This window comes from Stenotrophomonas sp. YJH_SMC_91 (genome assembly GCF_059368495.1).
In genome coordinates, this window is sequence record NZ_JCAFRT010000010.1 from 1 (window position 1) to 23609 (window position 23609).

The following is a 23609-nucleotide window of genomic DNA, read 5'->3' on the forward strand; positions in this document are numbered from 1 at the left end:
CTTGGGCTGCTTCCTCTGGGCGCAGGCCCTCGTGGAGGATGCGGCGAATAAGAAGTGCTCGACTATGGACGGTCAAACGGGCATTTTTATGGTGGTTCATCCGGGCTCTTTGGGGTCTGGAGAGGTGTGGTAACCACCATTCTCCAAAGATGTCCCGGATGAACAACGTACAGAGAGATCACAACTAACAGTCGACTCTACCCAGCCGTCTCTACCCAGCCGAGTCCTGCAGGGTCGCGCCCTAGTCCATGGGCTTGCTTGCCGTATCCACCCGCACGATCACCGACATGCCGGGGCGCAGCTGCGCGGCCAGCTTCTGATCCCTGTTGATCGATATCCGCACCGGCAGCCGCTGCACCACCTTGGTGAAATTGCCGCTGGCGTTGTCCGGGCGCAGCACGCTGAATTCCGACCCGGTAGCCGGCGCGATCTCCTGCACGCGGCCCCGCAGCACCTGCCCCTGGAACGCGTCCACCGAGAACGTGGCCGGCTGGCCGATCGCCATCCCCCAGGTCTGGCCTTCCTTGTAGTTGGCCACCACCCACAGCGTGTCAGGTACCAGGAACAGCAGCTGCGAACCGGCGGCAACGTACTGGCCCACGCGTACGCTGGCTTCGCTGATCTGGCCGTCGCGCGGCGCGTGGATCACCGTGTTGGCCAGATCGATGCGCGCCAGTTCCAGCTGCGCCTGCGCGCTCTCCACCTGGGCCTCCAGGCTCTTGCGCGCTACCTGGGTCGATACCAGGGTCTCCTCGGCGATGCGGATCTGCGCCTGCGACTGCTGCACGCTGGCCTGCGCCGAAGCCTGCGCGGTGCGGAACTTGTCGCGATCGTTGATCGATACCAGCTGCTGCGCGGCCAGTTCCTCGTAGCGCTTGGTCTCGTTGCGTGAGCGTTGCAGCTCCGCCTGCCCGGCCGACAACGTGGCGCGGGCGGAGGCAATCTGCGCACGGTTCTGCGCCTGGGACTGGTCTGAGTTGGCCAGGGCCGCGCGTGCGCTGTCCAGCGTCGCCTGCGCCTGGGCGACACGCTGCGCGTAGATGCGGTCATCGATGCGCAGCAGCGGCTCGCCCTGCGTCACATGCTGGAAATCCTTCACCAGCACTTCGGTCACGTAGCCGTTCACCTGCGGCGCCATCACCGTGATCTGGCCGCGCACGTAGGCGTTGTCGGTCACCATCACGCTGCTGGTGAACGGCCACAGGTGCCAGGCGCGCAGGATCAGCGCAATGCCCAGCAGGGCCACCACCACCATCACCACCACGCTGCGCGCGCTGGGCTTGAGGTACTTCGGCGCGACAGCGGGTTCTACCGGCGTGGGGGCAGGCGCCGCGTCGGTCGGCGGCGGTGGGGTCACGTTGTCGGCGTCGTCGGGTCGGGGCGGGACGGGAGGCATGGTCGAGAACTCAGCGGGGCGCGGCCGGCGTGGCCACAGCGGGGGAAGTGGGGTGGCGCTTACGCCATTGCTTGAGCACGGCGGTGCGCAGCGACAGCAGCAGCAACCAGCACAGGAAGCCGATGGCCAACCAACCGCTCAGTGTGAACACATCATTGAAGCCGCGTACGTTGGCTTCACGGCGCGTCGTCTGCGCCAACTGCGCGCTGCCCTGCGCGCTGCGCAGCACCGGATCGGTGATCTGGGCGCTGTACAGCTGCTGTTGGATGCGCAGGCGCTGTGCCACCACCGGATCGGCCGGGTCGAGCTGGCTGGTCAGCGCGCTGGAATACAGCTGCTCGCGATGCAGCTGGAAGGTCCCCAGCACGGCCGAGCCGGCCAGGCCGCCCAGCGTCTGCGTGATCGACAGCGTCACCAGGAAGGTGATCATGTGGTCCACGCCCTGTTTCAGCGCGGCGGAAATGCCGAGCATGATCAACGGGCCCATGAACATGCCGGCACCGACCGAGGCCAGGAACTGGCTGGCGTAGAAGTCGTGCGGCCGATCCATGCTGGTGCGGTGCTGGTCGAAGAACGCGGCAGCGCCCAGCAGCAGGATCGCCATCAGCAGCTGCGGGATCAGCCGTTTGGGCCCGAAAGTCAGTGCAGTGCCGGCGATACCGGTGATCACGCCGGCAAGAATCACCACGAACAGCGGCCGCAACTGATCAGGGCCCATGCCGAGCGTGCGCATCAGGTTGACCACGCCGTAGGACTGCTCGGTGGTCAGGAAGCGGATCAGGAAGGCGCCGACGATGAAATGCAGTACGGGCAGGCTGGCCAGCCAGCGTGTCTGCAGCAGCGGATTGCGCCGGTAGTGCTCGATGACGAAGGCGGTGGTGGACAGCACGATCGAGGCGACCAGGGCCCAGCCCAGCCACGGCGTGTTGAGCCACCAGCGGGTGTAGCCCTGCGCCAGCACGATCACCAGCAGCGCGACGGCCGGTGCAAGCAGGGCAAAGGTGAGGAAGTCCAGCGGTTCGAAGGCCTTCACCTGGATGCCGGGCGGCAGCTTCAGCACCACCACTGCCGCGAACGCGCACAGTGCCAGCCCGGCTTCGAAGGAATACAGCTGGTGCCACTGGCCGGTATCGACCAGGCCTGGCGAAACGATCCAGGCGATCGGCACCGCCAGCTGCGAAAGGCCGACGCCGACCACCAGCAGGTTGCCGGTAAAGCGGCGCGGCAGCGCCTGCAGCATGTACAGCGTGCCCAGTGTCGAACAGGCCGCACCCGCGAAGCCGCTGGCGGCGCGGGTCAGCATCGTGGTCTCGAAGCTGCCGACGAACAGGTGCAGTACCGCCAGCGCTGCGTACAGGCCCAGCCCGATCTCGGCGAACAGGCGGATGCCGTACTGCTGGCGGAACTTGAAGGCCAACAGGTTGGCGGTGACATTCACCATGGCATAGGCCGCCACCAGCCAGCTGCCCTGGGTCGGGGTCAGTGCCAGCTGGCCTTGCAGGAACGGCAGGTTGGCGGTAACCAGCGCATTGCCGAGGCCGCCGGTGATCGCCACCAGCAGTGATACCAGCGCATAGGCCGCGCGCCGATACGGCGGGTGCCAGGGCATCGATGCCGAACCGGGCATGGTCGGCTTTTCGTGCTCCTCCCAATCCGGAACCGGCTTCAGATACGGCTGGACCATCAACGGGCCTCGCTGGCAGCTCCCTGGAGACCCCCACGCAGCAGCTGCAGGGCGCGCCCGGCCAACTGGGCGCGCTCGTCGCGGGTCTTGCCGCGCAGGGCCGCACCCAGCATGCCCGAGATCAGTGAAATATCCGTCTTTTCCAGGTCGGCACGGCACAGCCCGGCGGCCTTGGCGCGCGCGATCGGTTCCTCCAGCAGGTCGCGCACGGTCTCGCGCGCGGCGCGCATGGACGGCACGTCCGAATCGACCGCACGCCAGTAATCGGCCAATGCCGGCGAATCAATGATGCGCTGGGCCATGCCCTCGAACACCTCGAACAGGGCGTCGTCGCGGTCGCCGAGCTGCTCGACCTGGCGCCGGATGCGGTCGACCGTGCGCTGCAGCAGCGCCTGGATCAGCGCGGTGCGGTCGGGGAAGTTGCGGTACAGGGTGGCGCGGCCTACCTGGGCGCGTTCGACCACTAGGTCCAGCGGGGCGGTGACACCGTGTTGGCCGAACACATGATCGGCGGCGTCGAGGATGAGGGCACGGCGGGCGGCGGCATCGGCACGTTGGGCAGTCATGGAATTATTTTCGGACAAAAATGTCCGATTGGCGAGACATTGGGTGACGGGATTGTCCGCTTGTTGTGGTACGCACATCTTTGTGACGAATGTGTGATGGCTTGGGTCGAAATGAAAACGGGGGCCCGAAGGCCCCCGTGGAATGGCGTGGGGGTCAGAGCCCTTTCCTTCGAGAAGGGCTGCGACCCCGCCGTGCGCGATCAGAAGAACGCGCGGATGCCGAATGCGACACCACGGCCTGGCAGCGGCGAGTAGTCGCGCAGCAGCGAGGTATGCGGGCGCACTTCACGGTTGGTCAGGTTGCTGCCATCCAGGAACACCTCGTAGCTGTTGCTGGCGTTGCGATCCCAGCGGTAGGCCAGGTGCGCGTCGACCAGGGTGTAGCCGTCGCTCGGGGCTTCGTTCTGGGCGACGTCCTTCTGGCGGCTGTAGCGGACCGCACCGACCGAAGCGCGCCAGCCGTCCTTCGACCAGCGCAGGTCGGCGCCGACGCGGGCCGGTGCGATGCGCGGCAGGTAACCGGTGTTGGCCAGCTCCACCGTGTAGTTGTGGTTGTGGTCGCCGTGCGGCACGGCGATGTCCAGGTTGCGGCTGCCGCTGCCATCCAGCTTGGCCTTCACGTAGTCGCCGAACAGGCGCAGATCCCAGTCACCGGCGCCGCCCTCGAACAGGTGCACCAGCGCTTCGGCCTCGGCACCGCGGAACACCGCATCCTGCTGCGTCCAGGTGCGCACCGGCAGGCCCTCGGTGATGCCGGTGTCGGCCAGGTAGATGAAGTCCTTGAACCTGGTCTGGTAGACCGACGCGGAGAAGTCCAGGCGCTCGCTGTGGGTGTGGATACCCAGTTCCACGCGCTGGCCGCGCTCGGTCTTCAGGTTGGCGTCGCCGATTTCCAGCGAACGAGTGGCGATGTGCGCGCCGGCGGCATACAGCTCTTCGTTGGTCGGTGCACGCTCGGAGCTGTCCACGCCGATGCGCAGGTCAACGGCATCGTTGAGCTTCCAGATACCAGCGGCAGACAGGTTGGTGGCACCGAAGGTGCGGCGGCGGTAGTCACCGGTCGGGTCCAGCTTGACCTGGTCGTGGCGGCCGCCCAGTTCCAGCTTGAACGGGCCGAACTGCTTTTCCTGCAGCACGAACAGGCCGATGTTCTTCGTGCCGGTATCCGGAACGAACGCCTCTTCGCCCTTGGCACCGAAATCACTGTTGCCGAACTGCAGGCCGAAGGCGCCGTCCCAGCCGCCGATCTGCTGCTGCACCGCTTCCAGGCGCGCTTCGATGCCGCGGTTGGTGAAGCGGGTCGACGGCGTACCGGCTTCCAGCTCCACGTGTTCGTAGTCGGTGTAGGCCACGCGTGCGTTGATGTTCTTCAGGAACGAGACCGGGTTGTAGATGCCGGCCTTGGTCTCGAAGCGGTTCTGCACCATGTCGATGCGCACGTCGTGCTCGTCGCCGCCTTCCTCTTCGTCGCCATGGTCGTGACCGTGGTCATGGCCATGATCGTCACCATCGGCGTGCACGTGCGCGCCATTGGGAATGCCGTAGTTGGTGCGGTAGGTGCTGGCCGATGCGCCGAAGTAGCCGCCGTCGCCCAGCCACGTTGCGCCGACGCCACCGGCGCGGGTGCGGATCGAGCTGTTGTCCAGGCGGCCGCGACGCGGCTCTTCACCCTCGGCCGCGTCATGGTCGTGATCGTGGTCATGATGATCTTCAAGGCTGTCGATCACTGCATAACCGGGGATGCGGTAGTCGTCGCCATTGCGGACCAGCCCATCCACGTGCAGCACGACATTGCCGCTGACGCCATCGAGGCGGAACATGCCGCTGCGTTCGTTGTTCACCGAATTGCCGCGCAGTTCTGCGCGGCCGCTCAGAGGGCGCTCCGGCAGTTCGCGCGCGATGCGGCCATCGACCACATTGACCGCACCACCGATGGCGCCGCTGCCGAACAGCAGCGTGGCCGGACCCTTCAGCACTTCGATCTGGTCGGCCAGGAACGGCTCGATGCTGGTGGCATGGTCGGCGCTGACGGTGGATGCATCCATGTTGCCCATGCCGTTGGACAGCACGGCCACGCGCGGGCCTTCCTGGCCGCGGATGATCGGGCGGCCGACGCCGGGACCGAAGAAGGTGCTCTGTACACCGGGCAGCTTGGCCACGGTATCGCCGAGGGTGCCGGCCTTCTGCTCGTCCAGGCGTTCACCGGCCAGAACCTCCACCGGGCGTGCCAGCGATTCTGCGTCGCCCTGCAGCGGCGACGCGGTGACCTGCACCGACGACAGTTCAGTCAGGTGGCGGTCACGATGGGAATCGTCTTCGCTGGCGGCGAAGGCAACGGTCGGAAGCAGGGCGGTCAGGGCCAGGGCGAGGGAATGCGGCTTCAACCGCGGGGTACGGGCGGGCATCGGTGGGTCCTTTGTTACACTGTATCAATCGCTGGGCGCACGCATCCCGTCAGCGGGACAGGGGGAGGGAAACCGTGCGGGTCGGGAAGGGATGTTATATTATTCCATAACGATTCGCCGACCCTGCTGGAAGTCATGTCCCTGTCCTCACGCCTGCGCCACCTGCTCGACCGTTTCGGCGCCACTGGTTCGATGCTGTGCGCGGTGCATTGCGCGGTGATTCCGGTGCTGCTGGCCGCAGCGCCCTCGTTGGGCCTGTCGTTCTGGCTGAGCGACGGCGTGGAACAGGCGCTGGTGGTGTTCGTGACCCTGCTGGGGCTGTTCAGCCTGGTCTGGGGCTACCGTCGCCACGGTGCGCTGCGTGCGCTGGGCTTCCTGATTCCCGGCCTGGTGGCGTTGTGGGCCGGCGTGCTGTACGACCCGTTGCACCACAATGCGGTGCCACACGCGGTGGTGATGACCGTCGGCGGCCTGCTGGTGGGTGTGGCCCATCTGGTCAACCTGCGCCTCAACCACGGTCACGTGCACGACGCCAGCTGCGCGCACTAGGCGCTCCATGGTAGGATTTTCGATCGTGCGCGGGGGCGCCCAGCAAGGCGGCCCCGCCGAACCCGTGTCAGTACGGGGTAACCAGATTTCACATTTGAGGAGTTGAAGACATGGGTAAGGGTGACCGCAAGACCGCCAAGGGCAAGCGCTACAACGCCAGCTACGGCAACGCCCGTTCGCACACCGCGAGCAAGGTCGCCGTAGGCGCCGCCGCTCCGGTTGCCAAGAAGACCGTGGCCAAGGCTCCGGCGAAGAAGGCTGTGGCGAAGAAGACCGTCGCCAAGGCCTGATCCGGCCCAGACCGGTTCAACGAAAAACGCGGCGCCTGGCGCCGCGTTTTTTTATGCACGTTTTTGTAGAGCCGAGCCCATGCTCGGCTGGCGCAATGCAGCCGAGCGTGGGCTGGCTCTACAACCGGATCAGCGCAGGGTGTTCTTCAGCGTTTCCGGATTGCCGTCGTTCGGCGCGGCCGGCACCTGCAGCAGGTGCGCCAGCAGCGGGTAGACGTCGACATTGTCGAAGCCATCGATCACCAGGCCCTGGCGGAACGACGGACCGCTGGCCACGAACACCGCGCGCATGGAGGGCAGGGCGTTGTCGTAGCCATGCGAGCCTCGATCCTGCCTGGCGCGCTTGGCGATCTTCTCCTGGTGAAGGGCGTCCCAGCCTTCATCCATGGCACAGACGATGGCCGGAACCCGCGGATGCGTGCCGTAGTGCCAGCGCGCCGGCAGGTTCTCCTTCTTCCAGCACTCGTAGTGCGTATGGCGGCCGAGCAGGGCGCGTTCCGCTTCCGCTTCGCGGCCCGCGACCGGCGCAAAACCTACCGACTGGCCCTGGCTGACATTGCGCGCGATGGCCGGATCGGCCATTGATTCGGTGGCGATCACGTGGCCGTCGGCGACACTGGCCATGCCGTGGTCAGAGACGACGATGATGTTGGTGGTCGCGACCAGGCCGCGCTGTTGCAGTCCATCGATCACCTGGCCGACGATCTGGTCGGCGCGCACGATGGCGTCGGCGTACTGTTTCGACTCGGGGCCGTAGTTGTGGCCTGCCTTGTCCACGTGTTCCATGTACAGCGTGGTCAGGCGCGGTGCATCGGCATCGGTCTGCGCCAGCCAGTCGAGCACGATGCCGGCGCGCTGCTCCAGTGGTTCCTTGCCATCGTAGACGCGCCACTGGCTGGGGCGCACGCCACGGATTTCCGACTCGCTGCCCGGCCACGAGGTGGTGGCGGTGCGCACGCCGACGTTCTCGGCGCCGACCCAGATCGGTTCGCCACCCCACCAGCCGCTGGTAGTGACCGCGTCGCGGTTGCTCAGTTCGAAACGGCCCAGGGTTGCATCGTCCATGCTGTTGTTGACGATGCCGTGGTGGTCCGGGCGCAGGCCGGTGACGATGGTGTAGTGGTTGGGGAAGGTCAACGACGGGTACGAAGGCGTCATCCAGCGCGCGCGTACCCCGCCGTCGATCAGTCGCTGCAGATTCGGTGTCAGGCCGCGATCCAGCGCATCGGCGCGCAGGCCGTCGATCGAGATCAGCAGCAGCTTCGGCGGTGCAGCCGTTGCAACAGTGGTGGGAACAGAGGCGGAAGGGGCGGGCGCGGTGGTGCAGGCGGCCAATGGCAGCAGCAGCGCCAGCGCGCAGGTCAGGCGTACGGAAGTCATCCGTCCATCATAGTGCGAGGTAATGACGCGCCCAAGACACGGCGCACTATCGCGCGCCGTGTCCGCGCATTTTTCCTTATCCCCGCGCCTGTCGGCGCGCCCCCTTCAACAGGAAGGGGGCCTTTCTCCAGACATAATTCCTGATGCTTCCATCCACGCATGGCGTGGATCTACCGTGTCGACCAAGGTCGACACCTACCAACAGTTGCGCAGAATGACGTCCGGACAGATCGCCGGAACCTGTCGAAGGCTGGGTGGGTCCGGTTGCAGGGGCGTGAGCGCCATGGATGGCGCGACCGAGCTTACAGGGACGTACTTGCAGCGTCCCCTGCAACCGGACCCACCCTGCCTCCCCCCAGGAAGCCCGCTGTTGCTGTTGCTGTTGCTCTAGCCTCTGCGGGTGCCGGGCGCAGCCCGGCCAGCCCTCTCAGGCGAACAGCGGTGCCTGGCGTTGTTCCAGCCGCAACAGCGCGGCCTTGGTTTGCAGTCCGCCGCCGAAACCGGTCAGTGCACCGTTGCTGCCGATCACGCGATGGCAGGGCAGGATGATCGGCAGCGGGTTGCGGCCGTTGGCAGCGCCGACCGCACGGGTCGCACTGGGCTGGCCGAGGTGCTGCGCCAGCTGCAGGTAGCTCCAGGTCTGGCCGAACGGAATCAACGCCAGCGCCTGCCATACACGCAGCTGGAACGGCGTGCCACGTGGTGCCAGCACGAGGTCGAAGCTGTTGCGCTCGCCGTGAAGGAACTGCAGCAGCTGATCGCGTGCTTCCGGCAGTGCATCCGGGGCGTAGTGCCAGTCTTCGCGGCCGCGTGCCGGATGGCGGTTTTCCGGGAACAGCACATGCGACAGGCCACGCTCGTCACCGGCGATGGTCAACACGCCGATCGGGCTGTCGAAACGATCGAACAACAGGGTCATGTCGGTTCTCCAACGAAGGTGCCGGACAGGTGCCACAGATGCAGCACGGCATAGGCGCGCCACGGGCGCCACGGTTGCGAGCGGGCTTCGGTCGCACGCTCGCTCAGGCGCTGGCCTTGGGCGTGGCCGAGGACCTGCTGCAGCACCAGGTCACCGGCGGGGAAGGCATCGGGCTGGCCAAGTCCGCGCAGCGCGATGTACTGCGCGGTCCACGGGCCGATGCCGGGCAGTGCCACGCAGCGCGCAACGAATTCCTCCAATGCCTGACCGGGCCCGAAGTCGAGCTGGCCGCTGGCGCAGGCAGCGGCCAGCGCACGCACGGTGGCGGCGCGGGTGCGCGGCAGGCCGATCGATTCCAGCGGCGCCTCAGCCAGTACCTCGGGCGCGGGGAACTGGCGATCGAATTCCGATGGCATGCCCGGCAGGTGTGCGCCATAGGCATCGACCAGGCGCCGCGCGAAGGTGGTGGCTGCGGCCACGCTGACCTGCTGTCCGAGCACGGCGCGTACGCCCACCTCGAAGCCATCCCAGCCACCGGGCACGCGCAGACCGGGACGTTCGGCGATGCCTCGCGCCAGCAGCGGTTCCTCGCCCAGCGCGGCATGCACCTGCTGCAGGTCGGCATCCAGATCGAACACGCGACGCACGCGGCGCACGATGTCGGGGATCAGGCGCGGATCGACCGCGCCCAGCTGCAGGCGCAGCTCCGGGCGTTTCGGGTCGGCGGTGACGCGCAGCAGGGTGGGGCGCTCGGGTGTGCCGAGCACGCGCTGGTAGCTGTCTTCGCCGATCAGTTCGATGCCGGGCAGGCTGCGCTTGCGCAGGAAGGCCAGCATGCGCGGGAAATCCAGCGGTGGACGGTACACCAGGCGCAGTACCAGGCAGCCGTCATCGGCGGCCGGCGGCTGATGCTGGCGACGCAGTGCCGTCGGTGCCATGCCGCAGCCCTGCAGGAAGGCGGTATTGAAGCGGCGCAGGCTGTTGTAGCCGGCGGCCAGCGCAACATCGGTCACCGGCAGCGTGGTCTCGGTCAGCAGCTGCTTGGCCAGCAGCAGGCGATGGGTGGCGTGGATCTGCCCCGGCGTCGCGCCCAGGTGTTCAACGAACAGGCGCTGCAGCTGGCGCGCGCTGAGGCCGATCTTCTGCGCGAGGTCGGCAACGGGCTGCTCCTGCAGGAAACCGCCATGGATCAGGGCGAGGGCACGCTGCACGGTCTCCCCGGCCAATGCCTGCTGTGCCTGCGGCGCCAGTTCGGGACGACAGCGCAGGCACGGGCGGTAGCCGGCGGCGGCGGCCGCAGCGGCGGTCGGGTAGTAGGTGATGTTGCGCGGCTTCGGTGGCGGTGCCGGGCACACCGGGCGGCAGTAGATGCCGGTGCTGCGCACGGCGGTGAAGAACACGCCGTCGAAGCGTGCGTCGCGGGCCAGACGGGCGCGGTCGCAGGCGGCGGTGTCGAGGGCGAGGGCGGTGTCCATGGCGCCAGTCTAGGCCTCTGGCGACGGCGATACTCGCCACATTCGGACATGGATGCTGAAGGGCGTCAGGCCGGGCTGCGCCCTGCCCCCGTGGTAGTGCCGGCCGCTGGCCGGCAACGGCAACAGCAGAAGCTGGTTTCCTGCGGCAGGGCGGGGTGGGTCCGGTTGCAGGGGACGCTGCAAGTACCCCTCCGGGGCCCGGCCCAGCCGCTGGCGGCTGTGCGTTCGGGCGCTTGCGAAGCAGTGCTTCGCAAGCAAAGCGCCCTCACCCATGTAGCTCGGTCGCCGCTTGCTCGTGTGCGCTGTCCTGCGCACACGGCAAGACCGGGGTTGGGCGTCCTGCCCAACCCGCCCGAGGCATGCCTCGGGCCCATGGCGCTCACGCCCCTGCAACCGGACCCACCCCGCCTTCGAGAGGTTCCTGCGACATGTCTTGCGGGCGTTCTGCGCTGCTGTTGGTGGGTGTCGACCTTGGTCGACACGCTTTTCCCAAGGGTCAGAAGGGGTTCAGTGCCACGCGCTGAATGCGTGCCCCGGACGGGTAGACTGTGGCTCTTGCTCACGTGAAGACCGGTTGCCCGATGTCCGCCAAACTCCGCTGGTTGCCCCTGTTGTGCCTTGCCCTGGCGGGCTGCAGCCAGCTGGAGAATCCGGGCAATGTCACCGCCGCCGACAAGGCCGCGCGGGCGCCGGCCAGCGATGGTGAGAACATGGTGTCGATCAATGCCGCCGATGCACCACCACCGCCGGCGCCGCCGCGCAGCCGGGCGGATCGGCCGTGGCCGCAGGCGCAGTTGGAGAATGGCCGCGCCTGGGTCAGCTGCAGTACCGAGTACGCCGGTGAGGCGGGCGATGGCGTCGAGCTGGAGGGCCTGCAGCGCGAACAGATCACCCAGGCACTGGCGCCGTGCGCCGAGCGCGGCCTGATGCGTGTGCGTTACGCCGGCAAGATCAATCCGGGCTTCGCCGAGATGATGTGGCGACTGGCCGTGGTCGCTGACGAGCAGAAGATCCACAAGCGCATCCTCGACTTGGATTCCAGCGGCGGCCAGGTGGAATCGGCGATTGTCGCCGGCGACAGCATCGGTGAATCGGGCTGGACGATCTGGGTGCGCGAGGGCTCGATCTGCCACAGTGCCTGCGTGTTCGTGCTGGCTGCCGGTGACAACCGCCTGCTGTCGGGCAAGGTCGGCATCCACCGCATGATGCGGATCAGCTCCAAGGCCACCTCGCGCGCGGAACTCAACCGCGAGCTGCACGAGGTCTACGACAACGTGAAGGACTACCTGCAGCGCAACGGCGTGGCGGTGGGTGTGGCCGACCTGATGATGACCGTGCCCAACCGCAGCCTGCGCCTGCTTACGCAGGATGAGCTGCGCCAGTACGGCCTGGACGGCACCAACGCGGTGCAGGACGATCTGGAACGGATCAAGCAGATGCGGGCCTGTGGTGACGACTTCGTGCAACGCAAGGACGCGTTCCTGATTGCCTTCGACCAGCAGTGCAAGCGCGAAGGCGCCGACATGGAATCGATCAACAGCTGCGGCCAGGCACTGAAGCAGCGCTTCGGTTTCCCGGATGCGGTGTGCCCGGAAGAAAGCCCACTGTCGGAGATCGATGTGGCAACGCTGCCACCGGCACCGTCGGAGCCGCCGCCGGTGGCCGAACAGGCGCCAGTGAACACCGCCGCGCCCGCCGCGCAGGCTGATGCGGCAGCGGTGGAGGGCAACGCCCCGGCACGCTGACGGCATAGTCACCGCGCTGGCGTAGACTGCGGTTCTCTCCAGAAAACCGGCGGTGTCCATGAAGCGCGTGCTCCTGCTGCTGTCCCTGCTGCCCCTGACCGCATTGGCGCAGGCACCTGCGCCGGCCACGCCTGCGCCGGCCACGCCTGCACCGGCTCCGGCACGCCCGGCCCCGGCCTCGCCAGCGGCTGCGAAGCCAGCCACCGCCGGTGCTCCGGCGTTGACCGCTGCACAGCAGGCCCAGGTGCAGAAACAGGATGCCGAGATGGGCGCTGCTGCACTGAAAGCCGCACAGCTGGTCGATGCCAACCGCGCCGGCGAACTGTGGGATGGCGCCTCCGCCGTCGCGCGCCGTGCAGTACCGAAGGCCGCATTCGTCAGCCAGCTGACCACCGAGCGCACGCGCCTGGGTGCGCTGGCTGGGCGTGGCCAGCCCACCATCACCCGGGTCAAGTACAGCGCAGGTGCCGCAGTGCCGGAAGGGCTGTACATCAACGTCAGTTTCCCGACCCGTTTCGCCAACAGCGCGCAGCCGGTGCGCGAGCTGGTCTCGTTCCGTTTCGACGAGGACCAGGTGTGGCGTCTGGCCGGTTACAGCCTGCGTGCGTCGGCACCCTGAGGAGATGAATGATGGCAACTGAATTGACGATGCTGGCCTGGTCGGTCCTGCTCGGCTTCGTTTACATCTTCGCCACCTCCACCGTGGTCACCCGCGAGCGCGGGATGAAGTGGAATGCCTCGGCACGCGATGGCGACGCAAAGCCGGTCAGCCCACTGGCCGGGCGCCTGCAGCGTGCGCAGGCCAATTTCCTGGAGACGTTCCCGTTCTTCGCCGCCGCCGCCATCGCGGTGGTCGTGGCCGGTCGCGGCAACGACACCACTGCACTGGCGGCGCAGGCCTACTTCTGGGCGCGTGTGGTCTATCTGCCCCTGTACGCCGCAGGCGTGCCCTACGTGCGCAGCCTGGTGTGGCTGGTGTCGCTGCTGTCGATCCTGGCGCTGGTGTTCGCACTTCTGTAAGTCGGCCTGATCCAGATCAAGGCCGCTCAGGTGCGCGGCGCTATGCTGGCGCGGACTGAATCAACGGCAGGAGGCGCGCATGCGCAGGATGGACGTGGTGGTGGTCGGCGCCGGACCGGCAGGTCTGTGCTTCGCGCGCGCGCTGGCCGGCAGCGGGCTGCAGGTCGGGCTGGTCGAAGTGCAACCGCGCCAGGCCCTGGCCGAGGCCGCCTTCGATGGCAGGGAGATCGCGTTGACCCATGCCTCGCGGCAGAGCATGGAGCAATTGGGTCTGTGGCAGCGCCTGCCGCAGGCCGAAGTCGCTGAACTGCGCGATGCCAAGGTGATGAACGGCGGCTCGCCGTTCGCGCTGACCTTCGCCAGCAGTCAGGTCGACGGCCAGCCGCTGGGCTGGCTGGTACCCAACCATCTGATCCGCCGTGCCGCATGGGATGCGGTGCAGGGCCAGGACGGCGTGGAACTGTTCGACGGGCGCAAGGTGCAGGGCGTGCAAGCCGATGCGCAGGGCCACGTTGTCAAACTCGATGACGGCAGCCAACTGCATGCGCGGCTGCTGGTGGCCGCTGACAGCCGCTTCTCCGCCACCCGCCGCATGCTCGGCATCGGTGCGCAGATGCGCGACTTCGGCAAGTCGATGCTGGTGTGCCGCATGCAGGTCGAGCGCGACCATCGCCACACTGCCTGGGAATGGTTCGGCTACGGCCGCACGATGGCGCTGCTGCCGCTCAACGAGGGCCAGGCCTCGGCGGTGATCACGCTGCCGCCGCGGCAGATCGACGCGCTGCTGGCGATGGACGAGGTGGCCTTCGGCGAGGCCATCAGTGCTTGCTTCGAACATCGGCTGGGTCGGATGCAGCCGGTGGCCACGCCGCAGGCGTATCCGCTGGTAGGTGTGTACGCGCACCGTTTTGTTGGCGAGCGTTCGGCGCTGATCGGCGATGCCGCCGTCGGCATGCACCCGGTCACCGCGCATGGCTTCAACCTGGGCCTGGCCAGCGCACAGCGGCTGGCGCAGGGCATCGTCGCGCAGCAGCGTCGCGGTGCCGACATTGCCGCCGCCGGCATGCTGGCCAGCTACCAGCGGGGTCACCGGCTGGCGTCGCGGCCGCTGTACGAGGCCACCAATGCGATCGCCAGCCTGTACACCGACGATCGCCGCCCGGCGCGACTGCTGCGGGCGGCCGGCCTGCGCCTGGCGCAGGGCGTGGCACCGTTCAGGCAGCTGATTGCCTCGCACCTGACCCAGCGCGTAGCCTGAACAGCCTCACATCAGCCGGCGGCCAGCACCCGGATCTGGCTGTCGGCGAACTCGACCACCTGGCCTGCGCGGATCTTGCAGGCCTTGCGCAGTTCGACTTCGCCGTCGACCCGCACCAGGCCTTCGCTGATGACCATCTTGGCTTCGCCGCCGCTGGTGACCAGGTCGGCCAGCTTGAGCAGCTGCTTGAGTTCGACGTAGTCACCGTCGAGGTCGAATTCGAGAATCTGCATGGAGCGGGGTTCCTGGGAAGAGGGGCGCAGGCCAGCGGCCGGGCCGGGAAGAGGGCGCGTATTGTGCGCCAGCACGGGGCATGACGGCACGCGCACGGAAAGCTGTACGCCTCGTTCAGGATCAATGCGGTATCATCCCGCTCTGAGCGAGTGAAATCTCCTCCGACCGAGCAGCGCCAGGGCACGCGATAAGAAGGGCGCCCAAAGCGCGGACCATCCCTTTTTTATCGCACTGCCAGGAAGACGGCAGTGCCTTCGGAGTTCCCCATGTCCCAAGATTCCCAAGCGCCGCTGCAGTTCGCGCAGCTCGGCCTGTCCGAGCCCGTGATGCAGGCGGTCACCGCCATCGGCTACGAAACCCCGTCGCCGATCCAGGCCGCCACCATCCCGGCGATGCTGGAAGGCCGCGACGTGCTGGGCCAGGCCCAGACCGGTACCGGCAAGACCGCCGCGTTCGCGCTGCCGGTACTGTCCAACATCGACCTGCAGCAGATCAAGCCGCAGGCCCTGATCCTGGCGCCGACCCGCGAACTGGCCATCCAGGTCGCCGAGGCGTTCCAGTCCTACTCGTCGAAGATCCCGGGCTTCCGCGTGCTGCCGGTGTACGGCGGCCAGCCTTACGGGCAGCAGCTGTCGGCGCTGCGCCGTGGCGTGCATATCGTGGTCGGTACCCCCGGTCGCGTGATCGACCACCTCGACCGCAGCACCCTGGACCTGTCCGAGCTGAAGACCCTGGTGCTGGACGAAGCCGATGAAATGCTGCGCATGGGCTTCATCGACGACGTCGAAGCGGTGCTGAAGAAGCTGCCGGAGCAGCGCCAGGTGGCCCTGTTCTCGGCCACCATGCCGCCGCAGATCCGCCGCATCGCGCAGACCTACCTGCAGGACCCGGTGGAAGTGACCATCGCGGCCAAGACCACCACCTCGGCCAACATCCGCCAGCGTTACTGGTGGGTGAGCGGCATGCACAAGCTGGATGCGCTGACCCGCATCCTGGAAGTCGAGCCGTTCGACGCGATGATCATCTTCGCGCGCACCAAGGCCGGCACCGAAGAACTGGCCAGCAAGCTGCAGGCCCGTGGCCTGGCCGCTGCCGCCATCAACGGCGACATGCAGCAGGCCCAGCGTGAGCGCACCATCGCCATGCTGAAGGAAGGCAAGCTGGACATCCTGGTTGCCACCGACGTGGCTGCGCGCGGCCTGGACGTGGAGCGCATCAGCCACGTGCTGAACTACGACATTCCGTATGACACCGAAAGCTACGTGCACCGTATCGGCCGTACCGGTCGTGCCGGCCGCAGCGGCGAGGCGATCCTGTTCGCCACCCCGCGCGAGAAGGGCATGCTGCGCCAGATCGAGCGCGCCACCCGCCAGCCGATCGAAGAGATGCAGCTGCCGAGCGTGGAAGCGGTCAACGACACCCGCATCAACAAGTTCACCTCGCGCATCAGCGAAACCCTCGGTGCCGGCGGCCTGGACTTCTACCGCCAGCTGCTGGAGCGCTTCGAGAACGAGCAGAACGTGCCGGCCATCGAGATCGCCGCCGCGCTGGCCAAGATGCTGCAGGGTGACACCCCGTTCCTGCTGCAGCCGCCGGTGCGTGCCCCGCGTGAAGAGCGCGCCCCGCGCGAGCGTTTCGACCGTGGCGACCGTCCGGAACGTGGCGATCGCTTCGACCGCAACGAGCGTGGTCCGCGCTTCGAGCGTGGCCCGCGTCGCGACGACGCCGAAGGTGGTTTCGAGCAGCGTCCGCGCCGTGAGGTTCCGCCGCGTGGTGCACCGGAGCAGGGCATGGAGACCTACCGCATTTCGGTGGGCCACCAGCATGGCGTGAAGCCGGCCAACATCGTCGGCGCCATCGCCAACGAAGCGGGCCTGGAAAGCCGCTTCATCGGCCGCATCGACATCCACGACGACTTCTCGCTGCTGGACCTGCCGGCACAGATGCCGCCGGACGTGCTGTCGCACCTGCAGAAGGTGTGGGTGTCCGGCCAGCAGCTGCAGATGCGTGCGCTGGCTCCGGGTGAAGACACCAACCCGGCCCCGCGTCCGTTCAAGCCGCGCTTCGACAAGCGTGGCCCGGGCGGCCCGGGTGGTCCGCGTCGTGGTGGCCCGGGTGGTCCGGGTGGCCACGGTGGCGACCGCGGCGGTGACCGCGACAGCCGGCCGCCGCGTCGTGACGGCTTCAAGCCGCGCGGCCCGCGCAGCTTCTAAGCCGCACCCGCAGCCGTCCATAACAACGCCAGCCCCCGGGCTGGCGTCCAGGAAAAGGGGACGGAGGGGATTAAGTCGTAAATGGCAGGCCATGCGCTTATGCCGAAAACGACTTAATCCCCTCCGTCCCCTTTTTCGCATGGCCCACACATTGCCGGTCATAGGCTGGGCCGGTTCCAAGGCAGGTTGTCACCGCAGCACATTCGGGGGGATCCGGGATGGGTAGAAGTGGCACGGACCAGCAGAGCCGGCGGGTGCCGATGACCCGTGGGCTGGGATTGCGCTTTGCGTTGTTGACGGGCATGGCGATCGGGTTGGTCGCGTTGTCCGCGTTGATCCAGGAACTGCAGGCAGCCTCGACGGCCTGGATTGCCGGCCAGGGGTACTGGTCACGAGGGCAGCAGGATGCAACCGCTGCGCTGAGCCGCTACCTGGCGCGTGGCCATGCCCAGGACCTGGACGACGCGCGCCAGGCGCTGCGGATTCCATTGGGCGATCTGCAGGCCCGGCTGGCGCTGGAACAGGCGGTACCGGACGAGGAAAAGGCCAGGCAGGGCTTCCTGCAGGGTGGCAACGCGCGCGCCGATATCCCACGCCTGGTGTTCTCGTTCCGCTATGCACGCGACATCGGTGCATTCCGGGAAGCAACCACGCTGTGGCGACAGACCGACGATGATCTGTTGGCCGTGCAGCGGCTGGTTGCCGAGCTGCAGTCGGGGCACGCCCAGGGCGTGCTGCCAGCGGCGGACCGCGATCGGTACCTGCAACAACTGCGTGATCTGGACCGGCGGCTGCAGGTGCAGGCGCAGGCATTTTCGCAAGCGTTGCTGCGCATGGCCACGATGGTACGGATCGCCACGCTTGTGGTGGGCGGGTTGTCGGTGCTGGCGATCAGCCTGATGGCGGTGGCCCTCGCGCGCCGCGTCGGCAAGGACCTGACCGAGCATGAAAGCCGCTTCCGTGCGGCCTTCTACCAGGCCAATGTCGGCATGCTCAAGCTCGACACCGACGGCAAGGTGATCGAAGCCAACCAGGCGATGGCCGACATCCTCGACTACCGACGCGACGTGCTGCTGCAGATGTCGCTCGGCGATCTGTTGATGGAAGGCGAACTGGTCATCGATGGTGTCGGCCGCATTGACTGGGATCGGCAGCTGCGGCCGAGTGAGCTGCGCTTCTGCCGCCGCGATGGCAGCCTGGTGTGGGGGCGCTGGAGTGGTACCGGTGTGCGCAGCGCAGGAGGCGGCCTGTCGGTGTTTGCGATCATCGAGGATGTCAGCCAGAACCATGCCCTGGCACGCGAGATCGAACACCATGCCAGCCACGATCCACTGACTGGCCTGATCAACCGGCGCGAGATCGAGCGGCTGCTGGAACGTTCGCTGCTGCAGGTGCGCAGCGACGGCGGTACGCATGCGCTGTGCTACATCAACCTGGACCACTTCAAGCTGGTCAACGACAGCTTCGGCCACGCCGCCGGTGACCAGATGCTGCGCAGTTTCGCCGACTACCTGGTGGCCGCGGTACGTGACGGTGACTGGGTCGGCCGCCTGGGCGCCGACGAGTTCGCTGTGTTCCTCGCTCATGCCGGGCAGGACGAGGCCAAGCGGGTGCTGCAACGGGTGATCCGCAATCTGGGCCAGGCCACGTTCCCGATCAGCGAGGGCAGCCCGCAGCTGAGCTGCAGCATCGGCGTGGTTGAAGTCAGCGCCGACGCCCCCGATGTGAACTGGCTGATGAGTGCCGCCGACAGCGCCTGCTATGCCGCCAAGCAGGCCGGGCGCAACCGCGTGCACTGCTTCAATGAGAACCGCATGGCGCTGGAGGAGCGGCGGCAGGAGGCCGAGCGCCTGCAGGGCGTCAGCCTGGCGATGGCCGAGAATCGCATGCTGCTGTATGCGCAGCGCATCGCCCGCGTGGGCGATCCGTCCTACCTGCACTACGAGGTGCTGGTGCGCATGCGTGGTACCGATGGCAGTCTGCATCTGCCCGGCCAGTTCATGCCGGCGGTGGAGCGCTATGGCATGGCAGTGGCGCTGGACCGGCACGTGCTCGGGCTGCTGTTCCGCCACCTGCAGGTGTGCCCGGCGCACGTGCGCCAGCTGGGCCTGTGCAACGTCAACGTGTCCGCGCAGTCGATCGCCGAGCCGGGATTCCTCGCCTTCGTCTGCGACCTGCTCGAGCGCAACCGCGCGCTGGCCTCCAAGTTGTGCTTCGAGATCACCGAGACCGCGGCGATCAGCAACCTCAGCCAGGCCCGCGCCTTCATCGATGCGGTGAAGGCACGGGGGTGCCGGATGGCGCTGGATGACTTCGGCTCCGGCCTGTCTTCCTTCGGCTACCTGCGCCAGTTGCCGGCGGACATCCTGAAGATCGACGGCGCCTTCGTGCGCGACATGGATACCGACCCGGTCAGCCACGCCACGGTGCGCGCGATCAGCGAGCTCGGGCGCGAGCTGCAGATGGAAGTGGTGGCCGAGTGGGTGGAGACCGCCGAGGTTGCCGGTGCGCTGACCCGGCTTGGCGTGCAGGGGCTGCAGGGCTATGCCATCGAACGGCCGCAGCCGCTGGAGCGGCTGACCCTGGTCGATCTGCGCCCGGTACGGCTGGTCGCGGTGAAGGGGCCGCCGGCGGCTGGCTGAACCGCGGGCGCCGACTTTGGTCTACACATGCGTGGCGTGCCCGGCTGCGATAATGCGCGCCAGGGGCGGCGCGCAGTGGGCGCGGACGTAAGCAGGAACAGGACGTGGCGTGGGCGGCAGGCAGTGGCGGTATGGAACAGGAGCGGTGCTGGCCGTCCTGATGGTGTGGTTGGCGTTGCCGTGGCCGCTTCAGGCTGCAGAGGCCGTGCCGGGCCATGATTATCTCCTGGTCGGCGGCGCTACCGACGAGCCGACGCCCCACCGCGCATGCACGCCGGAGATGCTGTCCGGCGCCCGCCAGCAGGTGCTGGTACCGGCTCCGCCGCAGGGCTGGTCAGGCCAACCGCAGGCGCTGGACGTGTTCAACGTCTTTGCCGGTGAAGTGCGCGTCCAGCATGGCGACCGCGAGATCTGCGGCAACATGCACGATGCGCGCACCCGCGATTCACGTTTCCGGGCTGGCATCGGCCTGGTGGCCGTGCCGCCGGCCGGCAGCCATGAGCCGTTCCTGGTCTCCTGGCAGACACCGCTGAAGGCACGTTGGGTACCGACCCTGCGGCTGGGCGCGCCCAGCCCGGTGCAGCAGAACGACACCGCCCGCCTGCTGGTGCGCGCGGCCTGCATCGCGGTGGCGATCGCGCTGGCGCTGTCGGCGTTGATGGCCTTCCTGACCACCCGGGACCGCAGTTTCCTGGTCTACATCGCCGGCACCACCGTGATGGTGCTGTGGCAGGCCATCCTCGGCGGGCTGAGCGGCTATCCGGAACCCTGGCTGCCGGTGGGCGAGCACGGCGCCTGGTGGATGCTGGCGCTGACCGCTGCGACCCAGGCACTGGTGCTGCCGGCGCTGTGGCGGCTGAACGGAGGCGACCGCGTGCTGCCTCGATCGCGCCCGGCCCAACTGGCGGTGTTGTGGACCCTGATGGCGCTGGCCGTGCTGGTGCCGTGGCTGCGCTGGGAGCATCTGGCCTGGGTCGCGAAGGGCTTGCAGGTGTCCTATCTGTCCGGATGTGGCCTGGCACTGATGGTCGGCGTCTGGGCACGCTGGCGCGGCGACCGTTGGGCACAGGCGGGTCTGGCCGCGCTGGCACCGATGCTGGTACTGATCATCGCCGATGCCTGTGGTGCGGCGTGGCTGCTGGAATACCGGGTGGAGGCGCTGCAGCTGGCGGTGACCTGGCTGTTGATGATGGCCGCGTATGCGTTGAACCAGCGGCTGGGCCGGCTGCGCCAGCAGCGTGATGAACTTCGCCAGCTGGCCGAGACCGATGGCCTGACCGGGCTTCCCAACCGTCGCGCCGGACTGCAGCAGCTGGCCCGCCATCTGGAACGGGTGGACCGTGAGCGCGGCCCGCTGGTGATCGGCTTCCTCGACATCGACCTGTTCAAGGACATCAACGACCGCCACGGCCACGCAGTGGGCGACCAGGTGCTGGTGGCGGTGGCGCGTGCCCTGCGCGCGGCGGTGCGCAGCCAGGACGAAGTGGTGCGGATGGGCGGCGAAGAGTTCCTGCTGCTGATGCCCGGCATGCCGCGCGAGGCGGCGTCGGCGCGGCTGGACCGCCTGCGCCAGCGCATCACCGAGGCTGGCCAGGCCCTGCAGGTGCCGGGGCTGGAGGTGACCGCCAGCATCGGCCTGGCGCAGTGGCGACCGGGCGAGGACGATCTGGCCGGGCTGCTGCGGCGCGCCGACCATGCCATGTACGTGGCAAAGCGGGCGGGCCGCAACCGGGTCTTCGACGGTGAGGAGCTCGATCCGCCCGCCCTGGCATGAAGCGCAGCGGGCGGCGATGCCGGATAATGGGCCGATGACCACCCGACTCAACAAACATATCGCCGACACCGGCTTCTGCTCCCGCCGCGAGGCCGATCGCCTGATCGCCGCGCGCCGCGTTACCGTCAACGGCCATCCGGCCGGTACCGGCGCGGTGGTGGGCGAGGAAGACCAGGTGCTGGTCGACGGCCAGCCGCTGCGCGCCCGCGTGGCACGCAAGCCCGGCGCCCGCCGCCACGTCTACATCGCATTGAACAAGCCGGTAGGCGTCACCTGCACGACCGAAACTTCGGTCAAGGGCAACATCGTCGACTTCGTCGGCCACGAACAGCGCATCTTCCCGATCGGCCGCCTGGACAAGGAATCCGAGGGGTTGATCCTGATGACCAGCAACGGCGACATCGTCAACCAGATCCTGCGCGCCGAAAATGGCCACCAGAAGGAATACCTGGTGGCGGTGAACAAGCCGGTCACCGATGAGTTCCTGCGCGGCATGGCGCGCGGCGTGCGCATCCACGACCAGATGACGCTGCCGTGCAAGACCTCGCGCATCGCCAAGTTCGGCTTCCGTATCACCCTGCAGCAGGGCCTGAACCGGCAGATCCGCCTGATGGCCGCCGAATTCGGCTATCGCGTGACCCAGCTGCGCCGCGTGCGCATCGACAACATCAAGATCGGCGCGCTGAAGCCGGGCCAGTGGCGCAACCTGACCGAGCAGGAACTGCAGGGCCTGCTGCCGAAGCAGCTGGACTGGTAACGCGCGGTAGTGCCGGCCGCTGGCCGGCTGCTCCAGGCATCGAATGAGTGCGGGATGCCGGCCAGCGGCCGGCACTACCCGTCGTGCGGTTTACGCGCCGGCATCAGCTAGACTTTGCAGTGACCTGCCGGAACGTGACGCTGCATGATCAAGCCCGACAAGCCTGCCAACGAAGCCCTTCGGCTCCAGGCGCTGTACCGCTACCGGATCCTTGATTCGCAGCGCGAGAAGTCATTCGACGACCTGGTGGCGATCGCCAAGGCGGTCTGCGGTACCTCGATGGCAGCGGTGACCCTGATTGACGTCGAACGGCAATGGTTCAAGTCGATCCAGGGCATCGACGCGGCGGAAAACCTGCGCAGCGAATCGATGTGTGGCCACGCCATCCTGCAGCCGCACCAAATCATGGTGGTCGAGGATGCGTTGCAGGACATCCGCTTCCACGACAACCCGGTGGTGACCGGCGACCCGCACATCCGCTTCTACGCCGGTGCGCCGCTGATCAGTTCCGATGGCCTGCCGCTGGGTACGCTGTGCGTGTTCGATGCACAGCCGCAGCACCTGCCCAGCGACAAGGCCGAGGCGCTGGCCGCGCTGTCACGGCAGGTGATGCTGGTGATGGAGCTGCGTCGTTTCGCGCTCGACATCCAGAAGCACATGCTGGAACGCGATGACTACGAGCGCCTGCTGTCGGAGTACCAGGACGTGCTGCTGGCGCAGAATGCCGACCTGGCCGAACAGAGCCGCACCGATGCGCTGACCGGCCTGCCCAACCGCCGCGCGATGGCAGCGGCACTGGAAGAGGCGGTGGCGGAGATCGATGGGCAACCGGGAGTAGCCTGCGTGGCCCTGCTGGACATCGATCATTTCAAGCACATCAATGACTTCCAGGGCCACGCCACCGGCGACCGGGTACTGGCTGAGCTGGGCGTGCTGCTGCGTTCGCATTTTGCCGGCCGTGGCATGGCCGCGCGCTATGGCGGGGAGGAGTTCGTGGCGGTGATGCCGGGCACTGATCTGCGCACGGCCGAACTGCAATGCGAGTTCCTGCGCCTGGCCGTGGCGGATCTGCCGCTGGGATTCCCGGTCACGATCAGCATTGGTGTGGCCCAGCACCAGCCCGGTGAAAGCGTGGATGAGATGCTGGCGCGCGCCGACAAGGCGCTGTACCGGGCCAAGGGCAACGGTCGCAACCGGGTGGAGCTGGCGGGCTGAAACACGGCGGTTCGCGCGCTGAACGCATGCGACGCGTGGATGATTCGATGCCGCTCCAGTAGATCCACGCCATGCGTGGATGCTCTT

At 67.5% G+C, this 23609-nt stretch carries 19 protein-coding genes and 1 pseudogene; 11 read left to right on the forward strand and 9 right to left on the reverse strand.

The genetic code is table 11. The annotated features are described in order from the left end of the window. The 5 genes and pseudogenes from AC5P5X_RS12950 to AC5P5X_RS12970 form a co-directional block, all read right to left on the reverse strand. Nucleotides 1-100 (reverse strand): annotated as a pseudogene (locus AC5P5X_RS12950) (IS481 family transposase); the annotation flags it as partial. A 141-nt stretch (nucleotides 101-241) separates the two neighbouring features. Continuing rightward, nucleotides 242-1396 carry an HlyD family secretion protein gene (locus AC5P5X_RS12955; RefSeq protein WP_111188911.1) on the reverse strand — a complete coding sequence of 385 codons (1155 nt, stop codon included), beginning with the start codon at nucleotides 1394-1396 and terminating at the stop codon, nucleotides 242-244. A gap of 10 nt (nucleotides 1397-1406) precedes the next feature. Then, complete coding sequence (locus AC5P5X_RS12960) at nucleotides 1407-3080, reverse strand: MFS transporter (RefSeq protein ID WP_033835536.1); 1674 nt, start codon at nucleotides 3078-3080, stop codon at nucleotides 1407-1409. After that, nucleotides 3080-3646, reverse strand: a complete 567-nt coding sequence (locus AC5P5X_RS12965; RefSeq protein WP_019659167.1) for a TetR/AcrR family transcriptional regulator — start codon at nucleotides 3644-3646, stop codon at nucleotides 3080-3082. Before AC5P5X_RS12965 ends, AC5P5X_RS12960 begins: the two co-directional genes overlap by 1 nt. Nucleotides 3647-3846: 200 nt before the next feature. After that, entirely contained in the window at nucleotides 3847-6051 is a 2205-nt protein-coding gene (locus AC5P5X_RS12970; protein WP_111188912.1) for a TonB-dependent receptor, read from the reverse strand. A 135-nt stretch (nucleotides 6052-6186) separates the two neighbouring features. Here AC5P5X_RS12970 and AC5P5X_RS12975 point away from each other — a divergent pair, with 135 nt between their 5' ends. Next, nucleotides 6187-6600 carry a MerC domain-containing protein gene (locus AC5P5X_RS12975; RefSeq protein WP_019338435.1) on the forward strand — a complete coding sequence of 138 codons (414 nt, stop codon included), beginning with the start codon at nucleotides 6187-6189 and terminating at the stop codon, nucleotides 6598-6600. 110 nt (nucleotides 6601-6710) lie between these two features. Continuing rightward, complete coding sequence (locus AC5P5X_RS12980; RefSeq protein WP_010483110.1) at nucleotides 6711-6890, forward strand: 30S ribosomal protein THX; 180 nt, start codon at nucleotides 6711-6713, stop codon at nucleotides 6888-6890. Between the two features lie 129 nt (nucleotides 6891-7019). On the opposite strand, the gene AC5P5X_RS12985 is transcribed toward AC5P5X_RS12980, so the two are convergent. From AC5P5X_RS12985 to AC5P5X_RS12995, 3 genes are all read right to left on the reverse strand, one after another. Further along, on the reverse strand, nucleotides 7020-8270 hold the full coding sequence (locus AC5P5X_RS12985; protein WP_111188913.1) for an alkaline phosphatase family protein: 1251 nt from the start codon (nucleotides 8268-8270) through the stop codon (nucleotides 7020-7022). 427 nt (nucleotides 8271-8697) lie between these two features. Beyond that, nucleotides 8698-9189, reverse strand: coding sequence for a methylated-DNA--[protein]-cysteine S-methyltransferase (locus AC5P5X_RS12990; protein ID WP_010483106.1), 492 nt, complete (start codon nucleotides 9187-9189; stop codon nucleotides 8698-8700). After that, nucleotides 9186-10664, reverse strand: coding sequence for a DNA-3-methyladenine glycosylase 2 (locus tag AC5P5X_RS12995; protein WP_111188914.1), 1479 nt, complete (start codon nucleotides 10662-10664; stop codon nucleotides 9186-9188). Before AC5P5X_RS12995 ends, AC5P5X_RS12990 begins: the two co-directional genes overlap by 4 nt. Before the next feature lie 581 nt (nucleotides 10665-11245). Between AC5P5X_RS12995 and AC5P5X_RS13000 the strand changes: the two genes are divergently transcribed. The 4 genes from AC5P5X_RS13000 to ubiM all read left to right on the forward strand — a co-directional run bounded on the left by AC5P5X_RS13000 (nucleotide 11246) and on the right by ubiM (nucleotide 14687). Beyond that, nucleotides 11246-12409, forward strand: coding sequence for a COG3904 family protein (locus AC5P5X_RS13000; RefSeq protein ID WP_005408698.1), 1164 nt, complete (start codon nucleotides 11246-11248; stop codon nucleotides 12407-12409). 58 nt (nucleotides 12410-12467) lie between these two features. Continuing rightward, nucleotides 12468-13028 carry a DUF4019 domain-containing protein gene (locus AC5P5X_RS13005; RefSeq protein WP_043034835.1) on the forward strand — a complete coding sequence of 187 codons (561 nt, stop codon included), beginning with the start codon at nucleotides 12468-12470 and terminating at the stop codon, nucleotides 13026-13028. Between the two features lie 11 nt (nucleotides 13029-13039). Next, entirely contained in the window at nucleotides 13040-13429 is a 390-nt protein-coding gene (locus AC5P5X_RS13010; RefSeq protein ID WP_005412709.1) for an MAPEG family protein, read from the forward strand. Nucleotides 13430-13508: 79 nt separating this feature from the next. Then, entirely contained in the window at nucleotides 13509-14687 is a 1179-nt protein-coding gene (gene ubiM, locus AC5P5X_RS13015) for a 5-demethoxyubiquinol-8 5-hydroxylase UbiM (RefSeq protein ID WP_043034836.1), read from the forward strand. Nucleotides 14688-14698: 11 nt separating this feature from the next. On the opposite strand, the gene AC5P5X_RS13020 is transcribed toward ubiM, so the two are convergent. Then, nucleotides 14699-14920, reverse strand: a complete 222-nt coding sequence (locus AC5P5X_RS13020; protein WP_005408703.1) for an RNA-binding S4 domain-containing protein — start codon at nucleotides 14918-14920, stop codon at nucleotides 14699-14701. A gap of 267 nt (nucleotides 14921-15187) precedes the next feature. On the opposite strand from AC5P5X_RS13020, the gene AC5P5X_RS13025 reads away from it, so the two are divergent. The 5 genes from AC5P5X_RS13025 to AC5P5X_RS13045 all read left to right on the forward strand — a co-directional run bounded on the left by AC5P5X_RS13025 (nucleotide 15188) and on the right by AC5P5X_RS13045 (nucleotide 23522). Further along, complete coding sequence (locus tag AC5P5X_RS13025; RefSeq protein WP_024956275.1) at nucleotides 15188-17134, forward strand: DEAD/DEAH box helicase; 1947 nt, start codon at nucleotides 15188-15190, stop codon at nucleotides 17132-17134. Between the two features lie 218 nt (nucleotides 17135-17352). Continuing rightward, nucleotides 17353-19776, forward strand: a complete 2424-nt coding sequence (locus AC5P5X_RS13030) for a putative bifunctional diguanylate cyclase/phosphodiesterase (RefSeq protein ID WP_111189827.1) — start codon at nucleotides 17353-17355, stop codon at nucleotides 19774-19776. A gap of 109 nt (nucleotides 19777-19885) precedes the next feature. Further along, the gene (locus tag AC5P5X_RS13035) at nucleotides 19886-21550 is read left to right on the forward strand and encodes a sensor domain-containing diguanylate cyclase (protein ID WP_111189829.1); all 1665 of its coding nucleotides are present in this window, start codon (nucleotides 19886-19888) and stop codon (nucleotides 21548-21550) included. A gap of 34 nt (nucleotides 21551-21584) precedes the next feature. Further along, on the forward strand, nucleotides 21585-22307 hold the full coding sequence (locus tag AC5P5X_RS13040) for a pseudouridine synthase (RefSeq protein ID WP_005408708.1): 723 nt from the start codon (nucleotides 21585-21587) through the stop codon (nucleotides 22305-22307). A gap of 144 nt (nucleotides 22308-22451) precedes the next feature. Next, nucleotides 22452-23522, forward strand: a complete 1071-nt coding sequence (locus tag AC5P5X_RS13045) for a sensor domain-containing diguanylate cyclase (RefSeq protein ID WP_012479591.1) — start codon at nucleotides 22452-22454, stop codon at nucleotides 23520-23522. The last annotated feature ends 87 nt before the right edge of the window (nucleotides 23523-23609 follow it).